Raw genomic sequence first — 18647 nt, forward strand, 5'->3', positions numbered from 1 at the left:
ATTTATTTGTACTAATTCCCTAATTGCCAACCAACCTAGCAACAAAACAGTAATATTACCACCAACGATTAGGCTAGCAAACGTAGCCGTTGAGGTTGTCTCAGCTTCAGCAGCTCGAGCTTGCTCTTTTAGTTCTTCAGTGGAGGGCTCAGGCACTATAACTTCAGGCACAGCCTCTATAGGCCTTTCGATTTAAAACTTATAGGTAGGTAACGTAGCCATAAACTCTCGTCCATTTACATTAGTGCCGAAAACGGACATTTCAACATTATAGCGCCCCGAGTCATAGTTTTTGATCAATAATTCGCGACTGAGGCAGGTTATGGCATCAATACTAAACATTTGCTCCTGATTGTTTGGATAGAAGATTTACCTTGCACTAAGACGCTGTCAGAGACAACGACGGTATCATCAAGGGTAACATCATAGCTTATTACGTACGCCAAATAGGTTGGCTACCCTCTTTTTCGACTAAGTCTAGCCGCTCTTCATGGGCTTGTTGCTCGTGAACTGTTGCTTGTAATACCACTAAAGGAGCTCGTTCTGAGCTTAACCGTTGAATGCCACCTTGGCGGCCTTTATCACCGCTTTCTTTATTTTGATTCAGATTCAGCTTTGTTTGACCCCCCGTCATCGCGAGGTAAACATCCGCTAGAATTTCAGAATCCAGTAACGCGCCGTGTAAGGTTCTTTTTGTATTATCTACATCATAACGGCGGCAAAGTGCATCAAGATTGTTCTTTTGTCCGGGGTGCAAATCACGCGCCATTTTAAGAGTATCGAGAACTTGGCAGTAATCGTGGGTATTTGGATAGCCCTGATTAAGTAACGCAAATTCGTTATCCATATGGCCAACATCGAACGGGGCATTATGAATAACCAGTTCCGCTCCTTCAATATAGTCGAAAAACTCTTGGGCAACTTGATGAAATAACGGTTTACCACGTAAAAATTCATTGGTGATCCCGTGAACATCAATAGCTTCTTCCTCAATTTTACGCTGAGGATTAATATAAACATGAAAATTATTGCCGGTAAGGCGGCGATTCATTAGTTCAACACACCCGATTTCAATAATACGATGCCCTTGTTTTGGGTCGATGCCGGTGGTTTCTGTATCTAAAACAATTTGTCTACGTGCCATATCGAATTCTGCCTGACTCTGGTATCTTCCTATAATCACTTTATTGTACATAAGATCAAGGGAAAACAGTGCAAAAAACCGTAGAGATTTACACTGATGGTTCATGTTTAGGTAATCCAGGCCCCGGCGGCTATGGTATTTTTATGTTTTATAACGACCATGAAAAGCAATTAAGCCAAGGGTATACCCACACAACAAATAACCGTATGGAGATGCTTGCAGCCATTGTTGCCCTAGAAAGTTTAAACCGTGCTTGTGTTATTAATCTCACCACAGATAGCCAATACGTCAAGCAAGGTATTGAGTCGTGGCTTGCGAATTGGAAAAAGCGCGGCTGGAAAACTGCAGCAAAAAAACCGGTTAAAAATGTCGACTTATGGCAACGCCTTGATAAAGCATGCGTTAGGCACACTGTTAATTGGAAGTGGGTAAAAGGCCACAGCGGCAATAAATATAACGAAATAGTTGATGATTTAGCCCGAGATGCCGCTAGTAGCAAAGACTTATTAGTGGATGAAGGTTACAAACCAGAATAAGTTAATCTAAATTATTTTATTCAAAAAAACTCGCTTAACAATTTCGCTATATGGTACAACACTTGGAAATACACTATATCGGAGTTCCAACCTATCTGGCTAGGTTAAACCTTTTTTCGTCTGCAATATGCACCGTGTTATTTACAAATTCCGCTTACGATGCTGCTTTGACGTTTGACGAAGTCCCCCACCTTTTACAGGCGAGAAGTGTGGCCTTGAATGCCATTTAGGTTTTATGGGTGTTAGTGGTGCTACTCGCTTACGCGCAACTAACATATAGACACTGCCCATTGGTTTTAAATATTGCTTGGTAAAACGTCGCCAAAGTGCAAAACGCGAAAGTCTGCTTCCGCGCGCAAGAGATGAGTATATAAAGCGCTCGTCATGGATCAGTTCAAAGCCTAGTAAATTGAGCCAATCTTTTACACGTGCTGGAGTGAAAAAACGACCCGTCCAAGGTAATTTCTGACCACTAAAAGGTAACAGCTGCGCCAGACCACATAAACTAAAAGGATTAAAGCCGGTGATCACTACATAGCCGCCAGGCAATAGAGTTCGGTGTGCTTCGCGTAAAATATGATGAGGATCTGAGTGATACTCTAAGCAATGGCTTAAAATACAGGCATCAACGCTGTGTTCATAAAACGGCAGTTCGTCTATATCAGCCACTACGCCAGTATATCGCCCAGCTTCTGCCACGCATACTTGATGCTTTATAGGACTTTCGCTGGTATTAAGTTCACCGCTTAAATTACCCAGTTTTAGCATATGGTAACCAAACATACGTGGCAGCCATGGCGCCATTTTACGCTCAATGTCACTGCGTAAATAATCCCCATGAGGGAACTGTTGCCACGATAGTGGTTTCGGTCCTTCTTGAAAACTAAGGGCTGGTTTCATTCGCTGAGCTCGTTATACTATGTATTAATGATCACTTTATAGAGCAATTCACTATGGTGCAAGTTAAAGCAATTAAAGCCTTTTCTGATAATTATATTTGGTGCATAACTAAGCAAGATAACAATCAAGCGTGGGTGGTCGACCCAGGCCAATCAGCCCCCGTTTTAGAATATTTAAACCAAGCGGGCTTAGTATTAGCAGGGATTTTAATTACTCATCATCATTATGACCATACTGATGGCGTTGCCGATTTATTAGAATGCTTTAACGATATTCCTGTTTATGGCCCCAAAAACAGCCCCTTTAAAGGTATAACGAAGCCGTTAATTGAAGATGATGTGGTCGAAGTACTTGATACGCAATTTAAAGTAATTACTTCAGCGGGCCATACTCTTGATCATATTTGCTACTTACATAATGATTTAGCTTTTACTGGTGACACCTTATTCAGTGGTGGCTGCGGGCGCTTGTTTGAAGGAACACCAGCGCAAATGTATCATTCACTTAATAAACTAAAACAGCTGCCTAGCGATTGTAAAATATATTGCACTCACGAATACACTCAAGCAAACCTGAAATTTGCCTTAGCGATTGAACCAAATAACTCAGCCCTAATAGAATATAATGAATGGGTTACAGCAAGGCGCCAACAAAATGAAATTACTTTGCCCACCAGCATCTCTCAAGAAATAAAAGTTAACCCTTTTATGCGTAGTGATTTATCAAAAATTACAGAAAACATACCAGCGAAGTACAACCAACATACAGAAAGTTCATTGCAAAAAAGTGAACCTTGGCATAACTTTGCGAGTCTTAGAAGCTACAAAGATCATTTTTAGTGCATAAAGCCTAAATAGTTCAACTGATTAGCTAACTATTCACGGCGGTATGTTTTACAAATGTTTGTAAAGTGGCAATATTGACTTAGAACAAGTATTATTCGCCGAGTTTTTACCTGATGTATTGGTACTTATGAATAAATCCCCTGTTATTTTACTCTTGGCGCTTTCGCTAAGTGGCTGTCAAATGTTGACGTCAACACCGTCAAAATCAGTTACAGAAAATCAAACAGAGCAACCACTTAATGGCGCTACACCAAATGATATCAGTGAGGCATTAACTATTAACGCCCATTATAAGCAGGTCAATGAGCAAAAGCAGCAAGCGCCAGTGTTTGACGATGTATGGGAGCGGATTCGCTACCAGCTCTCTATTGAAGTACCACAAAACCGTCCCGTAGTTACCGAACGAAATTATTATGGGAAACATCAGGCCTACTTAGATCGTATATCTAAACGTGCAGCTCCCTATTTGCATTATATTGTAGAAGAGATTGAAAAACGCGAAATGCCTGTCGAAATTGCTTTATTACCTATTGTAGAAAGTGCCTTTGATCCGTTTGGCTATTCACATCGCAGCGCATCAGGTATTTGGCAGTTTATGCCACAAACCGGTGAACGTTTCGATTTAAAACAAAATTGGTGGTATTACGGTCGCCGCGATATTGTGCAATCTACCCGTGCTGCACTTGATTACTTATCATACTTACATAAAATACTTGAAGGTGATTGGCTAAATGCCATTGCCGCTTATAATTCAGGCGAAGGCCGATTATTGCGCGCAATTAAGAAAAACCGCAAAAAGCACTTACCCACTGACTTTTGGTCACTTGATTTACCTAAAGAAACCACATCTTACGTGCCTAAGTTATTAGCGCTTTCGGACTTATTAAAACGCCAAGATGAGTTTGGCTTAAAATGGCAGCCAATAATTAATGCTCAAGTTGTTGAAGCGGTGGATGTTGGCTCGCAAATAGATTTAGCCTTTGCCGCTGAAATGGCCGATATCAGCCTCACCGAGTTATACCGGTTAAATCCAGGCTTTAATCGCTGGGCAACCGATCCTAATGGGCCTTACTTTTTATTGTTACCCACTGAAAGCGTCGATAACTTTAAGCAACAGCTAGCTAAAACAGAGCTTAAAGATCGCCTAAGGTGGCAGCAGTATCAAGTTGCCCGCGGCGATAGTTTATCGGTCATTGCTAATAAATTTGCAACCACCACAGGTGCAATTAAATCTCTAAACAAACTTAAATCAAACACCATTCGCCTTGGACAAAAATTACTAGTACCACTGAGTGATGGCGCGATTAACAGCGAGCATCTCCCCCAAAAAGTACGCATGGCGGTAAATAAAAATAGTCAGAAAAAACTCAGCCATAAAGTTAAAAGTGGCGACACCCTTTGGGATATTAGTCGTGAATACGATGTCACTATGAGCGAATTGGCGAAATGGAATAAACTTGAGAAAAATGCAGTATTGCGCTTGGGCCAAAAGTTAACCGTTTATAAAAATACTCCAGCACCAAAAACAGCACTTGTAAGCACGAACCGTTCAATTACTTATAAGGTCCGCCGTGGTGACTCTTTAGCGCGTATCGCCTCAAAGTTTAACTTAACTGTTAATGAGATTATTAAATGGAATAATTTAAAAGGGCAAAAGTATCTACAACCGGGTCAAAAACTTAAGCTTAAGGTTGATGTAAAAAGTACATAACTTTGTGTATATATAAAGCAAATCTAAAAAAGAGCGCACGCGCTCTTTTTTAGATTTTGTAAACGACTCGTTTTACTCTGGCAACTTTACTAGCCACTCTTTTAACCAAGGCTCTGTAACAGGCCACGGTTCAAAATCCTCACAGGCATCAATTTCTAAACGATGACCAATAGGCTTTGCTTCTAAGTCACGAAATAGCTCATCAAAACTGCGCCCTGCTCCACAAAAAGTCTCACCATAGCTTCTATCACCCATTGCTACAATGCCATAAGGCTTGGCTGTTAACATAGGGAATTGGTTATTAAGCTCGTTATATAAACACGCCAGATTATCCGGGATTTCACCGTCGCCGGTCGTTGAAGTGACCACCAAAATATGGCTAGCAGCTTTAACATCATCAACAGTTGGGTCGTTGATAAGTTTAACTTGATGAGACGATTGCTCAATAAACTCTTCAACTTCATCAGCTAAACGCTCAGCACCGCCATAAACACTGCCCACAAAAATACTGATAGTAGCCATTAATAATCCTTTTCTTGATGTGGCCAACCAAGTTGCTGACAAATGCTAAGCATTGCATCCCCTAGTGGCGCTTTAATTAAAACTTGTTGCTGTGTATAAGGGTGCACAAAGTTCAGCTCAGTTGCAAATAACATTAATCGGCGAAGCTTAAAATGTTCTCTAAAAAAATGATTATGTTGATTATCCCCATGATTCACATCACCAATAATCGGTAACGATAAATGATTTAAATGACGACGTATTTGATGCTTTCGACCTGTTTTTGGTAAACACTCAACTAACGAATACCGAACTGTTGGATATTTACCAATTGGGATTGGTAATGTCGCCTGATGTAGACAATGAAACTGCGTTTGCGCTTTTTGTGGAGCTTTATCTTTTGCGGCAAATTTATCCGCTATTTTATCAAGCTCTTCTTTTAATGGCTTATCAACAAAAACTGATTCATTTAAAAAACCGCGCACCAAAGCCAGGTAACGCTTTGTTATAGTGCCATCAATAAACTGCTGATTAATATCAGCCGCGGCTCCAGAGCTTAAAGCAAATAATAATACACCCGATGTCGGCCTATCTAAGCGATGTACAGGAAATACATGTTGGCCAAGTTGGTCACGAAGCATTTGCATTGCAAACTGGGTTTCGTGCTTATCTAAAAGCGAACGATGTACTAATAAACCAGATGGCTTGTTAATCGCTACATAGTTTTCGTCTTGATACAAAATTTCAAGTTCGACAACTTCAGTTGGAACTAGGTGATCAGTCATTATTCATGCCTAGTAAGTTATCAAACGCTTTGAGTTGTGCTGTAATTTCTTGCCCGCCATTTTTTTGTGCAAGCATTAGCTCACCCATCGGAGCTATAGCAAGACTTGTAGGTAGAGATTGTTTTGTATCAATAAGATTCTGCATTTTTTCTATAAACACAAACTGCAACCACTGCTCAAAAGCCATTGTATCATGGCAAAATGGTACTTTTGATTCTAAAGCAGTTTCCGCTATTGGCTCATCTTGCCATAACTGGTGCTGCTTTAATAAAACACTAAGCTGATTTAAATAAAGTTGGGTTTGCTGGTACATAATCCCCCTTATTGGTATTGATAACATATCTAAACTTAATTATACCTAAGTCAACTCAAGATGCGCGTTTGAGTTGGAATTAAAAGCGATTTAGACAAGCCATTGATTGACAATAATAGTGATCCCCTGGTTAAAATCAATAATGTAGTATCAATCGCTTTAAACCAATCATTGGGCACGCACAGGGATTTACCCTAATCTTTGCGACTTCTTAAAATAGGTGCTAATGCTACAAAGTAACGCCTTGATATTAAGTGTCTATGAAACGCTATGTTCTGCACCTTGAGGTGACTTGCCTATATACCCTGTTCCCTCATAAGCGGCTATGACGTATAATTTAATGAATTTTGCAGTAAAATTGAGAAAAACATGGCCGAACGAATAGCAACTTTAGGGCAATTACTAGATACCGCAGGCACCCAGTGGCGCGCCTTTGATATTGGTAGACACATAACCAAATTTGATAAAACGCAGTTTATGGCTATCGAACAAGCACAAATCCCTTACCCTTTCCCGCTAGCTGGTCATGCGTGGTTAGCTATTCAGTTTTGGGATAGCAAAGCCAGTAAGGAACCGTATGTATGGTTTTTAAAGTTTCCTATTGATGAGCAAAGTAAATTAGTAAGTGCCAGCCGCGATCATTTTGCCAGCATGGTCATGGAAGCGCTGGGAGAAGACTTAACTAGCGAGCACGCTGAAGGGAAACTAGATAACAACCCCTATGTTTTCACGCCTAATGCAAACAAACTCGCGACTTTCAACGCCCAACTTAAGGTATTGCTCAAACAACCTGCATCACAATATTACGAATACGCACGGCAATACTTTAGCGGTCAAGTTGGTTTTAATAATTGGCAAAACGTTGCGGTACAAGGCATTGCTGATTTTGCGCTACGCCTGCACGAGGATAATAATTTAGTTAAGCTGCAAGACGCATGGGGGCAACTGCCTGCTGAGGTTTTACAGCCACTAAGCGCGATGTTGGAACACGTTGATATTCCGGTAAAGTTTTGTGAACAGTTAGCCAAGTACGCACAAACAGCGATAACACAGCAAGATACTATTGCCCTATGTTGTGCCCTTCGCGCGATGTCATCATCATCAGCAAAAGGAGTTATTGCACAACTGGTAGATACTATTTTAGCTTCTGAACTTGCTCACGATTCTGATGTACTATTAACCATAGCTGGACGCTGCTTTAGCTTATTAGAAGATGGCGACCGATTACATATCTTTATGGATAACTGCGCGCATCACCAACAGATTGATGAGTTATTCCCGAGTATTTTTGCTGACTTAGTTGCAATACCGAGTGTGAGACCACACTTACTAGGCTTACTACGCAAAGAAAATCGTAGCGAAACACTCGCGCGTGCAATTGGAAGGTTATTCTCTTAAATGGCAAGTTTATGGACGTTCATTTTTATTGGTAGTGTAATATACCTATTTTGGCTTAATCGTAAGGTGGCTGAGGCCGCCAATGCCCACGCGAAGCGCCAAGTAGAACAATTACAAGTACAGCTAATGAGCGTTGCTTGCATAAAGCGCCGTTTTAGTGTTTTAAAAAGTGGCAAGCCGGGTATTAAAAGTGAATTTATTTTTGAGTTTTCAAGTGACGGTGAAAGCGTTTATCAAGGTGTGATGTTTTTAGAAAACGAAATGCTCAAAAGTGTTGTCGTACCGCCGCATAAGATTTAGTTAGAAAGGGATTTTGAAGGGGGGTCTATAAATAAACTAAGGCGCAACATATAGTTACGCCCCAATCTGACATTATCCATAAAAAGGCATCCATACCTATGCCGAAGCAACCTTTTTTATCTATCCCCTGAACGGGTATACATCCTCATACACCCTCACATTGCATCTATGCAATAGCCTAACACGTCCCAGTGTATCCTTTCGCTTACTTACGCTTCCAAGCGTTACCGTAGCTTCCTGCCACATCATCCTCAAGTCTAATCCTTATCATTAGCTCCGCTAATGCTCTGCATCCTAGCAGTATCCTTGTATATCCGTACTCTATTGTCCCTGTTGGCATCATGCCTAGCATTATGCTAATTTGCCTAAATCCATTTCCTTGGCAGTAGCTTAATCATTAAGCTTGTGTCATCTTGACAAAGTAAAGTGTAGTGTAATTTGGTAATTGCGATACAGGCAAATAATAATTATTTTCATGTAACAAATTTGAAAAGTACACAATACTTATAATTATCAGCACCTTGATTTATATTTCTCGTACTTTGATAAGGTATAAACTGATAAAGCGTACAATATTGTAGGATAAGTCTCACAAGTTATTTCCTATATTAGCTGCTTGCTGATTAATGCTAAAACGCTAATGTGGGCTAGGCTTAAAGAGTAATTGACCATCGACGCTATTAAAGCTCAAGGCTTTAAATTTACTAAACCCTTCGCTACTAAAGAACTTAATATGCACATCACGGGTTACAAACACCGCCATGCCAGTCGCATCTATATTGCCATCAATTAAATCATCCAAGCCACGTAATAAATAACGACCAAAACCTTGACCATGAAAGTGAGGATCAACTGCTATAAACGCTAAAAAGTAATAATTTCCCTTCTCCTGCAGCGACTCTCGAATGGTTTTTTCTTTTTCAATTAACTGATTAGTTTGAAGGTAACCTGCACTTAACATTAACTTTAAACGCCAATGCCAATAACGCTCGGCTTGTAGTTGACTACTTGACTCAAACACACACGCAACGGCCTTTAGACGCTTGTCACGATATAAACCAATTAAGGGCTGTCTTTGTTGCCAAAAAGAGCTCAGCTCTTCACGAATTAGCCCTCGTAGTTTTTTTTCATAGCTGGACTTTTGTTGCTCATTATAATTAAGCACTTTTTTGAATACAGGGTCATCATGATAAGCTTGATACATTAAGCTACCAGCAGTGCTGAGATCTTCAGCTGGTAAATACTGCACAATAAAGTTTTCATTTTCTTGAGCAACGGTCATTTGTATTCCTCTTAAAATTATTGTGTAAATAACAATGTAATTAACTATAGTTAAAAGCTGACAAAATATGCAAATTCAGCGAAGGTTAAACTACACTGCCCCACCATGCAGTTTAGCTCGTTAGCTCGCTTTAAACTTCTTTAAGGAGTATGATATGGATACCACGAAGCACGATATTTCAACTTTATTTTCACAACTAGGATTACCTAGCTCAGAAGGTGAAATTGACGCATTTATAGCCTCTCATCAGTTAGCAGACACCACCTTGCTACAAGATGCGCCTTTTTGGGATGAAGGGCAGCAACATTTTATTGCAGAGTCACTCGCGCAAGACGGCGCATGGAGCGAAGTTATTGACGAGTTAGATGTTCGTCTACGCCAATAACACTCACATTTTAAACAATTAATTTTTATTATAACCACGCACTATAAACACTATTTTTACGGTGCGCTTTATCTATTTAAAAGAGCTTATAACCTAATGAATGCAGTTGTATTTGATGCAATAAAAAACCTTCTTCACGAAGGTAAAGTCCCTACCGTAGCCTTAACTAAAAGTAAACTGAGTCAAGCTGTACCTATGCCTGTGATTATCGCAGCAGTTAGCCAATACAAAAACAACCCTGACTCAATAAACAGTTTAGTTAAAAGTGACACACCGCCAACTCAACAACCACAACATAATCAATTAGATCGCATTGAAGAAAAACTAGATAAATTACTAGTTTTACTTGAACAGAAGTAGCATCTCAAAGACAATAGCTAGCTGAATAATAAATAACTTGAGACTCCCCATGTTTGTTGTTGATTTAACGTTTGACTGTTACCAAGACACTACTTTAGATAATGCTGAGCAAGCGATTAACCGTTTAGTGAACGCTCTTAGGTTTAATGGTCAAATCATGGGGGAGGAATTTCCAACTGTGCTCAAGGACGGTTACTTTATCACACGGGTAATGTGCCCAACCGATAATGCAATGCATCCGCTCAATAACAGCCCCTTTGTTAAGCACAGCATTGAAAAGCTCCACGACGCAGGCTTATTAGCACCTAAAGTAAAAGTCATCGGCCAAGATATTCATTCCAATGGGGCAGATACCTGTACAGCACCTTCTAGCTATATTTTATATACAACCTACGTGCATACCTGTAGCCCGCTTTATTGTGGTGATGACTTTTTGCCAGTACCTCTTTATACCATTCCAGCCATTGCTAATGGGGATTATAAAACACTTATAAAATGGCAAGAGGATTGGCAAGCTTGTGACCAAATTCAAATCAATGGGGCTACTCGCTGTGAGTTTCCTGCACTGGATGAAATTGCCAGCCTCGATAGCGACCTATCAAGACGTGGTAAAGATATTGCCAAACGCATCCGTTATCTAACGCAAAAGCCGGTTTACTACTACTTATACCGTGTTGGTGGTAAAGACAAAGCCTCTGAACTTGAGCGTAAATGTCCAAGTTGTAAAGGTGACTGGAAGCTTGATGAACCTTGGTTTGGCTTATTTGATTTTAAGTGTGAGCCGTGTGGGCTAGTGTCTAATGTTTCGTGGGATTTTCAATAAAAATTAATACTTTTCATCTGGCTTCTTTGCGCCCCCCTGTGTGGTTAGGCCTACATTAAGCATGAAAAGTTTATTCGGGTTATTAAGCACCCAGAAGCTTAAAGTACTAATTAAATTTTAAGCTTCTGTAAAAACTCATCGATATCTTCAGCGAGTACATGATGCGGCTTTTTACCTACATACTCTAAGCAAACCTGGCCGGTTTCAAGTAATATAGTGATCAATAAATCATCTTGTTCAGTTAAACCAATAAATACCGTCTCGGCTTGCTTTAGCTTTCGCTTCATTAGTATATGGCCGGTTATATTTTGCTGTAATAAATCATAGTCAGCTTCATTCCACGCTTGCAGTAATTCTATATGGTGGTCATCTAACTGCACTTTAATGGGCCCTGAAAAAAAGCTGCCATAAAACTGACTTAACGCATCAGGAAATACAACCTCAAGGGCATTTGCTAAATCATTTAGATTTGCACTTGGTTGCCTTACTATCGCCTGATACTGAATAAGACCTTGCTCGTTCACAGCGCCATGCTCACACGGGCTCGGCCATTCTGGGTCGTGCTCAATCAGCGGTAGTTTATTTGTGCGTGCTTTTACTTGCTCAGCATAATGTTGATGAAGTTGTTTTAATTGACTGACAATTGACATACTGCGAAACTCATTAGCTTTAGGTATAATGCCTCCATTGTAACCAGAAAAGATTCAACATGACAGACTACAGCAACTCTCCTGATTTAAAAGGCAGTGTATTAGGTCAATCAACTGAATATGTTGATACCTATACCCCGAGCCTACTATTCCCTATTGCACGTAAGTTAAACCGTGATGACTTAAATATCGACGAAAGTACATTACCCTTTAAAGGCCAAGATCTGTGGACCGGCTATGAACTCTCTTGGCTTAACGCCAAAGGAAAGCCGGTGGTCGCCGTCGCGTGTTTTATTTTTGCTTGTCAAAGTAGCCACATAATTGAGTCTAAGTCATTTAAATTATATTTAAATAGCTTTAATCAAACACGCTTTGATTCTCTTGAACAAGTACAAACAGCACTCATTACTGATTTATCAAATGCAGTGGGCAAACCCGTAGTAGTAACTTTATACAATAGCGATGATTATAATTGCTTGCCTTATACACCTTTACCCGGTGAATGTATCGATGAGTTAGATATAGAAATTGATAACTACGATATTGATGCCAGTATCTTAACAAGTAGTAATAATGAGATAGTGACTGAAACACTACACAGCCATTTGTTAAAGTCTAATTGCTTAATTACCTCACAACCTGATTGGGCGAGTATTATTATTTGTTATAGTGGCGCACAAATCTGCCGTGAGTCCCTGCTTAAGTATTTGATTTCGTTTCGTACCCACAATGAATTCCATGAACAATGCGTTGAGCGTATTTATTGTGATTTAATGGCCTCGCTTAATATTACTGAGCTTGAAGTTTATGCCCGCTATACACGCCGCGGCGGATTAGACATCAACCCATACCGTTCAAGCCAATCTGACGAAATACCATTTCAAGTGAAAATAAACCGCCAGTAATTGCTCGCCACAGCTAATTTCGGGGTTAAACTAAAGCTGACTTTTAGCATCGTTGAATCAGCGGCTTTTCAGATAGCTAATATTTTGAGTTATTGATAAGCACGCTGACGATACCTGTGGCTTAACTCGATCAATACAGCCTTTCCTTGGACAAATAACCGCATTACTTTTGATTGACGCTATCAAATTCGATAAAGATTTTTATAGGCAAATGATAGCCAGCTGTGTGCGTCTACTGCTCATAAATAGGCTAACGCAGCATTAAATTCAAACACGTCTTAACTAATCTAACGCTAGTCCCAATCAAATTTATAAAGCACATCAACATTTTGATATAACCCGCTAGTAATTTCTATGTATAACTGAGAAAGCAACTGATACCGCACAGCAACTTCACTAAGCGAATCAAACACACCTACACTATATTTTACTTGTAAGCTTGGTGCTATATAGCCTGATATTTCTACTTTGGTGTTATCACCACTGCCTGAAGAGCTTAAACTTACATCTGATAAACCAAAGGTTTCACCTACTTTTGAAACCACGCCTTCACTTTGGCTAACTCCCTGAGAAAGCAGTAATTGTGTAAGCATTGCATCGCCAGATGAGGTCTCGCCATCTCCTAATGGTTGCCCATTAAGTAAGTAAGCTAGTGCTTGCGCTTGGTCCATCACAGGCTCAGAGAACACTTTTAGTGCTGGCTGTTCAACAGTACCGGTAAGTGTCACTCCTGCGACTACGTCGTTTGCTGTGTTATCAGGGTTACGGATTGCTTTAATATTTAAATACGGCTGCTCAATAGAACCGCTAAAACCTACTTGCCCAGTGCTAATTATTAAGTCTTGCCCAAATGCTAAATAAGTACCATCAATCAAGTTAAGCTCACCAGTGGCTATAATCGGCGCACCTTGGTTCATTTTTATGGCTAAGTCGCCAGCTACTTTTGACTCCAAACCGAACGACTCTACTTTTACATCGTTTTTAACAATCACTTTTAAATCTATATCGTAATCAAACGGGACTTTTTCTGTGGTCTCTGTTTTTTGATCGACGATAATTTCGTCATCACTAACTTGTACCGCGCCTTCTGGGAGCTCTTCAATCATTATACGACCGTAAGGTACGACTACTTCACCAGCTAGTTTGAGCGCATTATTGGCTAAGCCTATTTTTAGATCAGGAGATATCTTAAATGTCACACCTTGCTGCGCGCGTACAAAAAATTGCTCACCTATCACGGTAACATTTACAGCCGGTTGTGCGCCTTGCCAATCAACATCACCCGTTAGGTTTATTTTACCACCCTGATTATCGTTTAAATCACCTTTTATAGTGGCTGTGGTTTTATCAAACACTACATTTATATTTGACTTTTGCAGCGCAACAGGAAGTTGTTCTCCCTCTAAATTTATATCGCTAACGTTAAGTTCACCGTTTAATAAAGGATCTTTTAAGGTTCCTGAAAGCGCTACTTTACCACTAATATCACCCTTTAATTGCTCTAGAGTCTCTAGAAATGGCTGTAAATCTGAAAGCAGTATTTTATCGATATTAACCGTGCCATTAAGCGCCTGTGTATTTTGTATGTCATCAATATTAATTTGTGTATTTATTTTACCCAACACACTTGATTCCAAATTAGCCTCGAGTTGACCTTTTTGGGAGTCTGAATAAGCACTAATACTGAGTGTTTCTATAGGTAGGTTAAATCGGTCTTCTTCTGAGGTTAATATTGCCGTTAGATCTTGAGAGTTTATATTCGTACGCAGTGTTTTAAGCGCACCGCTTTGCCAGTTAAGTGCCATATCACCGGTTATATCACCCCGTGTGTGAATGTTTTTTGGCAAAAAGTGTTTAAGTTCTTCCAGGGCTAAATTATTTAGCTTTGCATTTAACTGACCAAGCTCTTTTGCTTGAGTTAGCGTGTCTATACATAGCTTGCTTTGCTGTGATGCCCAACAATGCGCGCTCACATCAAAATCCCCGCTTTGGGTATTAAACATAATGGCAATATTTTTAGTGTTGTTAAAGCTTAGCTTTTTGTCGCTAAGTGTTACATTGCTAAGCTCGCCGTTCCAAGTCGCGTTATTAATTTTTCCATTAACCTCGAGAGCGACACGGCCTTGCTCTGCATCTACTGATGCTGTTAGTTGATGATCTGTTTTATCGCCAGTGGCATCAATTTTAACGCTATTAATTTGTTGTTCTGCGACTAAGGCCGAGCCAACACTTACCGATAAATTTGTTTGCCAGTCAGCGGCGGTATCTAAATGTCCTTTAACGGTAAGTTTATTTATGTTTATTTCATTAAAAATAAAGCGATCTAGTATAAGTCCTAAGTCTATAGAGGGCGTTAACCTGTCGCCTCTAATTTTTAAATCTGCATTACCGTTGGCAATAAATGGCATATTCGCTTCTTCATCACTTTTAAGTGTTACCTTGCCATCAACCTTCCATGTATCGTCAACCTGTCCACTTAGCACTAACTTATTGGTGCCACTGCTTAAATAAAAGCTATCGATACTTGCTTTTAATTCTTTGTCGAGCTTAAAATTTGACGCAAATTCAAGCGGTACATCGTTTAGTAACCCACTTAACTTTGTGTCGTCCATTTGTAATTGCCACGCATCGGCAGCGGCATTAAATGAGCCTTTAAACTGCCCTGAAATATCACTGGTTGCAGCATCCGTTAAGTACTGCGCCTTTAAGTTAGCAAGCGTGCCATTGAAATTCGCTTTTATACCCTGTTGCCAATCAACATTTGCTTTTATCACAGCGCTGCTGTCGTTAGCTTTTATACTAAGCGCTTCAAGCGTTGCCTTTGTAAGGCTTCCCTTTAGCTGGGTATTTAAATCTACAGCTGGATACGCGCCTAATTGGCTATTTGCTAGTAAGCTAAGCTGGTAGTCATCGGCATTTCCTTTTGCATTAAGGCTTACATCTTTTACCTTCAGCTCATTATTTTGCGCATCAATAAGCCATTGATTGATTTTACCGTTTAACTCAAATGGGTAGTTTTTTTGTTTTAAATTAGCAGTAGCAGTTAACGTTAGCGGGTATTGTCCACTCGTTTCTATGTTTAAATTTAAGTTAGCTAAATCACCATTTAGCTGCAAATTAGCTTGATGCTCATCACTTTGTAAAATCACACTGCCTTTTACAGGTAAATTACCCGCAAGCTCTGCGTCAAGCTGAGTATTGAGCTGCCACTGCTCATAGCTCGCAGAAAGAGACTGCAAATTAATTACTTCATCTTCAACGCTTAATTGCAGCGAGATGTTTTCAATATTATTTTTAGCCTCACCTTGCTCAATCGTTACTTTAGCTATATCAAACGCTTCAATGACTAAATCAAGTGGTGATGTAAATTCAATATTTGGTAATGCGGGTAACTCAGTGAGCGGTGCTTTAGTTACTTTGGTCGTTTGTGTCTTAGCGTCTTGTTCTTTTAAAGCAACGAGTACGCTAGGTATGTTCAAGTTTTTAACCGTCAGTTTAGAGCCTTCTGCCTTTGCTGAAAGCTGAAAACTATTAACGCTTACGTTGGCACTTGAGTGGTTTAAATTAAATTCATTTACCGCTATATTTTTTACAGAAATATTAAAAGGTAAGCTGATTTTTTCAAGTGGCTCCGAGGAAGGCTCTTCCTGTGCTTCTGCGGTTTTTGGCAAAGTTAAATTTATAGATTTAGCACTTAAATTATCGATACAAATACCATCGCAGTGCCACCAAAATAAATCAACTCTTAATTGTTGGGCATTAAAATCCAATCCGTTGCGAGTAAAGCGAACGTTAAAAGCATCGTTATAAACAAAGCGGCCATTTTTAATTTCAATATGTAACCCATCAACTATTTTATTGGCACTGTAGGCAATAAATTGATTACCGGGTGCGGTAAATAACAAACAAAATATTGCAATAACGAGCGTGGCTAAAATAGCACTAACGGAGGCTGTTATTCTTTTAAATACTGACATTAAATTTCTGGCCCTATGGTAATACTCAAACGTGTACTTTTGCTTTCTTTTGTTAACCCCCATGCGTGGTCTATACGTACTGGGCCAACCGGTGTTAAATAACGAAAACCAAAACCTGCACCAACTTCAAAGTCATCCGAAAAATCATTAGTGGCGGTACCACCATCAACAAACAGCGCTGCTCGCCAGTTTTGAGCAAACTGATAGTTGTATTCAATTGTGCTGGTTAGTAAATATTTACCACCAATAAGGTCACCATCATCGTTTTCAGGCGAAATTGATTGATAAGCAAAACCGCGTACACTTTGATCACCACCCGCGTAAAAGCGTAGTGAGTAAGGTACGTTTTCAATATCATCAACGACCATTGCACCTACATTTGCCTTTAAAAAAACTAAATGGCGATCTAGATAGGTGCGTAGCCATGCATGCTGCATTTGTACTCTTACTAAGTTAGTACTTGAGAGCACGTCATCTAAGCCAAATTCAGCTGAAATTAACCACTGCTCCCCCCAAAAGGGAGTAGTACCTCCTTTTGATTTTTTTCGCGCATAACTAATACCAGGCATTAACATTTCTGTACTTTGTTCTGGCTCATCACCAATTCGATAAGTTTCTTGGTCGCGGCGTAAAAACGCGGTGCGCACCCATTTATCTTCAGTTAACCATTGGCGCTGTAATTGACCAGTTAGTATTTCACTGTAAGTATCATTTGTTAGCTCATCTTCTAACTTATAGCCTGCAGATAATCGCCATAAATCATCGTTAGGATCGTCAACAGGTATTGTATAAGCCATTGAAATATCCTGCTGCTTTTGTGCCACGTTTAAATTGGTTTCGAGGTAGTGGCCATCTTCAGTTATCCACGGTTTACTCCATTTAAAGCGTACTTTAGGGCCTAAGTCAGTGCTGTAACCGCCACCAATCTCATAGCTATTAGCGGGCTTAGGCTGCACATCGACTTTAATTGGAACTTGGTTGTTTTTACGCGCTGCAATATCAGCGTAAACCCGCGCGCTTGCAAAATAAGGTGTGCTTGATAAATCAAGATTATAATCAGCAATGTGTGTGGATTTATAAGGTTGCCCTTGAGTAAAAGGCGCTAGAGAGCGTATGTACTTTTCTGCCGGGGTATTACTCGCAATTTCTATATCACCAAACTGATAACGCACACCAGTGTTAATAACAAAAGTAATAACCGCACTATTTTTTTGAACCGATACTTCTAATTTACGCGCTGGCCATTTAGCATCAAAATAACCATGTTCTAACAACATTGACTCTATTTTTTTATGCGTAGAATCATACTTGCCATGACTTAAAATATCACCTTGCTTTAAGTTAATATTTTTAATTAACGCCAGCAATTGCTTATCACTTTTACCTTCACCGTTTAAGGTGATATTAATTGCTTCTATTCGAGTTGCAGGACCTCGCTCAACTTTTACGATTAACTCGTTGTCGTCTTTATCATATTCAATTTCAACTGTAGGATTATAATAGCCAAGCGCTTTTGTACTATTTTGTACTTGCTTTTGTGCATAACGAAGAAGTGTACGAGTTGATTTTTCTCCAATTAATTGCTTAAGATACAGAGCAACATTATTTTCTAAATCTCCGCTTAAGCCTTTAATTTCGTAATCTTCGATGATTTCTTCAGCCGCATAGCTGTTTGCTGAAAGTAAGGCACTTACAACACATATGCAACGTAAAAACTTAATAAACAAGTAAATATCCTTACTTTTAATATCTTATACACAATTAGTTAATTAAGTGCATATTAGCACAGCCATAATGAGCAACACATTAACTTAATTTCGTTCCAACACGGT

General features: G+C 39.7%; 18 protein-coding genes and 1 pseudogene. 9 read left to right on the forward strand and 10 right to left on the reverse strand.

Annotated elements, in window-relative coordinates:
- A pseudogene (locus ACT3RM_RS12020) lies at window positions 1-386 on the reverse strand (TIGR03503 family protein); the annotation flags it as partial.
- Between the two features lie 47 nt (window positions 387-433).
- Window positions 434-1144 carry a DNA polymerase III subunit epsilon gene (dnaQ, locus tag ACT3RM_RS12025; RefSeq protein WP_441836610.1) on the reverse strand — a complete coding sequence of 237 codons (711 nt, stop codon included), beginning with the start codon at window positions 1142-1144 and terminating at the stop codon, window positions 434-436.
- A gap of 68 nt (window positions 1145-1212) precedes the next feature.
- Here dnaQ and rnhA point away from each other — a divergent pair, with 68 nt between their 5' ends.
- Window positions 1213-1680, forward strand: coding sequence for a ribonuclease HI (rnhA, locus tag ACT3RM_RS12030; RefSeq protein ID WP_441836611.1), 468 nt, complete (start codon window positions 1213-1215; stop codon window positions 1678-1680).
- Between the two features lie 141 nt (window positions 1681-1821).
- On the opposite strand, the gene ACT3RM_RS12035 is transcribed toward rnhA, so the two are convergent.
- Window positions 1822-2580, reverse strand: coding sequence for a class I SAM-dependent methyltransferase (locus tag ACT3RM_RS12035; RefSeq protein WP_441836612.1), 759 nt, complete (start codon window positions 2578-2580; stop codon window positions 1822-1824).
- A 53-nt stretch (window positions 2581-2633) separates the two neighbouring features.
- Between ACT3RM_RS12035 and gloB the strand changes: the two genes are divergently transcribed.
- Both gloB and ACT3RM_RS12045 read left to right on the forward strand, forming a co-directional pair.
- Window positions 2634-3419 carry a hydroxyacylglutathione hydrolase gene (gloB, locus tag ACT3RM_RS12040; protein WP_441836613.1) on the forward strand — a complete coding sequence of 262 codons (786 nt, stop codon included), beginning with the start codon at window positions 2634-2636 and terminating at the stop codon, window positions 3417-3419.
- Between the two features lie 133 nt (window positions 3420-3552).
- Window positions 3553-5136 carry a LysM peptidoglycan-binding domain-containing protein gene (locus ACT3RM_RS12045; protein ID WP_441836275.1) on the forward strand — a complete coding sequence of 528 codons (1584 nt, stop codon included), beginning with the start codon at window positions 3553-3555 and terminating at the stop codon, window positions 5134-5136.
- A gap of 72 nt (window positions 5137-5208) precedes the next feature.
- On the opposite strand, the gene ACT3RM_RS12050 is transcribed toward ACT3RM_RS12045, so the two are convergent.
- The 3 genes from ACT3RM_RS12050 to ACT3RM_RS12060 are packed head-to-tail and all read right to left on the reverse strand — an operon-like array spanning window position 5209 to window position 6735.
- Window positions 5209-5658, reverse strand: a complete 450-nt coding sequence (locus ACT3RM_RS12050) for a flavodoxin (RefSeq protein WP_441836274.1) — start codon at window positions 5656-5658, stop codon at window positions 5209-5211.
- Complete coding sequence (gene truC / locus ACT3RM_RS12055; protein WP_441836273.1) at window positions 5658-6422, reverse strand: tRNA pseudouridine(65) synthase TruC; 765 nt, start codon at window positions 6420-6422, stop codon at window positions 5658-5660. Before truC ends, ACT3RM_RS12050 begins: the two co-directional genes overlap by 1 nt.
- Complete coding sequence (locus ACT3RM_RS12060) at window positions 6415-6735, reverse strand: YqcC family protein (RefSeq protein ID WP_441836272.1); 321 nt, start codon at window positions 6733-6735, stop codon at window positions 6415-6417. The genes truC and ACT3RM_RS12060 overlap by 8 nt, the downstream gene beginning before the upstream one ends.
- A 369-nt stretch (window positions 6736-7104) precedes the next feature.
- Here ACT3RM_RS12060 and ACT3RM_RS12065 point away from each other — a divergent pair, with 369 nt between their 5' ends.
- Both ACT3RM_RS12065 and ACT3RM_RS12070 read left to right on the forward strand, forming a co-directional pair.
- Window positions 7105-8133, forward strand: coding sequence for a DUF3549 family protein (locus tag ACT3RM_RS12065; protein WP_441994963.1), 1029 nt, complete (start codon window positions 7105-7107; stop codon window positions 8131-8133).
- Window positions 8134-8433: a DUF3301 domain-containing protein gene (locus ACT3RM_RS12070; RefSeq protein WP_441836270.1), complete on the forward strand. Its 300-nt coding sequence runs from the start codon at window positions 8134-8136 to the stop codon at window positions 8431-8433.
- Window positions 8434-9070: 637 nt separating this feature from the next.
- Here ACT3RM_RS12070 and ACT3RM_RS12075 read toward each other — a convergent pair.
- Window positions 9071-9715, reverse strand: a complete 645-nt coding sequence (locus ACT3RM_RS12075) for a GNAT family N-acetyltransferase (RefSeq protein WP_441836269.1) — start codon at window positions 9713-9715, stop codon at window positions 9071-9073.
- A gap of 154 nt (window positions 9716-9869) precedes the next feature.
- Here ACT3RM_RS12075 and ACT3RM_RS12080 point away from each other — a divergent pair, with 154 nt between their 5' ends.
- The 3 genes from ACT3RM_RS12080 to ACT3RM_RS12090 all read left to right on the forward strand — a co-directional run bounded on the left by ACT3RM_RS12080 (window position 9870) and on the right by ACT3RM_RS12090 (window position 11283).
- Entirely contained in the window at window positions 9870-10100 is a 231-nt protein-coding gene (locus ACT3RM_RS12080) for a DUF2789 domain-containing protein (RefSeq protein ID WP_441836268.1), read from the forward strand.
- Window positions 10101-10196: 96 nt separating this feature from the next.
- On the forward strand, window positions 10197-10460 hold the full coding sequence (locus ACT3RM_RS12085; RefSeq protein ID WP_441836267.1) for a hypothetical protein: 264 nt from the start codon (window positions 10197-10199) through the stop codon (window positions 10458-10460).
- A gap of 49 nt (window positions 10461-10509) precedes the next feature.
- Window positions 10510-11283 carry a Zn-ribbon-containing protein gene (locus ACT3RM_RS12090; protein ID WP_441836266.1) on the forward strand — a complete coding sequence of 258 codons (774 nt, stop codon included), beginning with the start codon at window positions 10510-10512 and terminating at the stop codon, window positions 11281-11283.
- 110 nt (window positions 11284-11393) lie between these two features.
- On the opposite strand, the gene syd is transcribed toward ACT3RM_RS12090, so the two are convergent.
- Window positions 11394-11933, reverse strand: a complete 540-nt coding sequence (gene syd, locus ACT3RM_RS12095; RefSeq protein WP_441992896.1) for a SecY-interacting protein — start codon at window positions 11931-11933, stop codon at window positions 11394-11396.
- A gap of 59 nt (window positions 11934-11992) precedes the next feature.
- On the opposite strand from syd, the gene queF reads away from it, so the two are divergent.
- Window positions 11993-12838, forward strand: a complete 846-nt coding sequence (queF, locus tag ACT3RM_RS12100; protein ID WP_441994964.1) for an NADPH-dependent 7-cyano-7-deazaguanine reductase QueF — start codon at window positions 11993-11995, stop codon at window positions 12836-12838.
- A gap of 293 nt (window positions 12839-13131) precedes the next feature.
- On the opposite strand, the gene tamB is transcribed toward queF, so the two are convergent.
- Together tamB and ACT3RM_RS12110 are read right to left on the reverse strand one after the other, a co-directional pair.
- Window positions 13132-16815 (reverse strand): autotransporter assembly complex protein TamB, encoded by a 3684-nt coding sequence (gene tamB / locus ACT3RM_RS12105; RefSeq protein ID WP_441994965.1) that lies wholly within the window; start codon window positions 16813-16815, stop codon window positions 13132-13134.
- Window positions 16815-18542 carry an autotransporter assembly complex protein TamA gene (locus ACT3RM_RS12110; RefSeq protein ID WP_441994966.1) on the reverse strand — a complete coding sequence of 576 codons (1728 nt, stop codon included), beginning with the start codon at window positions 18540-18542 and terminating at the stop codon, window positions 16815-16817. Before ACT3RM_RS12110 ends, tamB begins: the two co-directional genes overlap by 1 nt.
- Window positions 18543-18647 lie beyond the last annotated feature (105 nt).

It is taken from the genome of Pseudoalteromonas sp. AOP7-A1-14, from assembly GCF_052376275.1.
Taxonomy (GTDB): Bacteria; Pseudomonadota; Gammaproteobacteria; order Enterobacterales; family Alteromonadaceae; genus Pseudoalteromonas.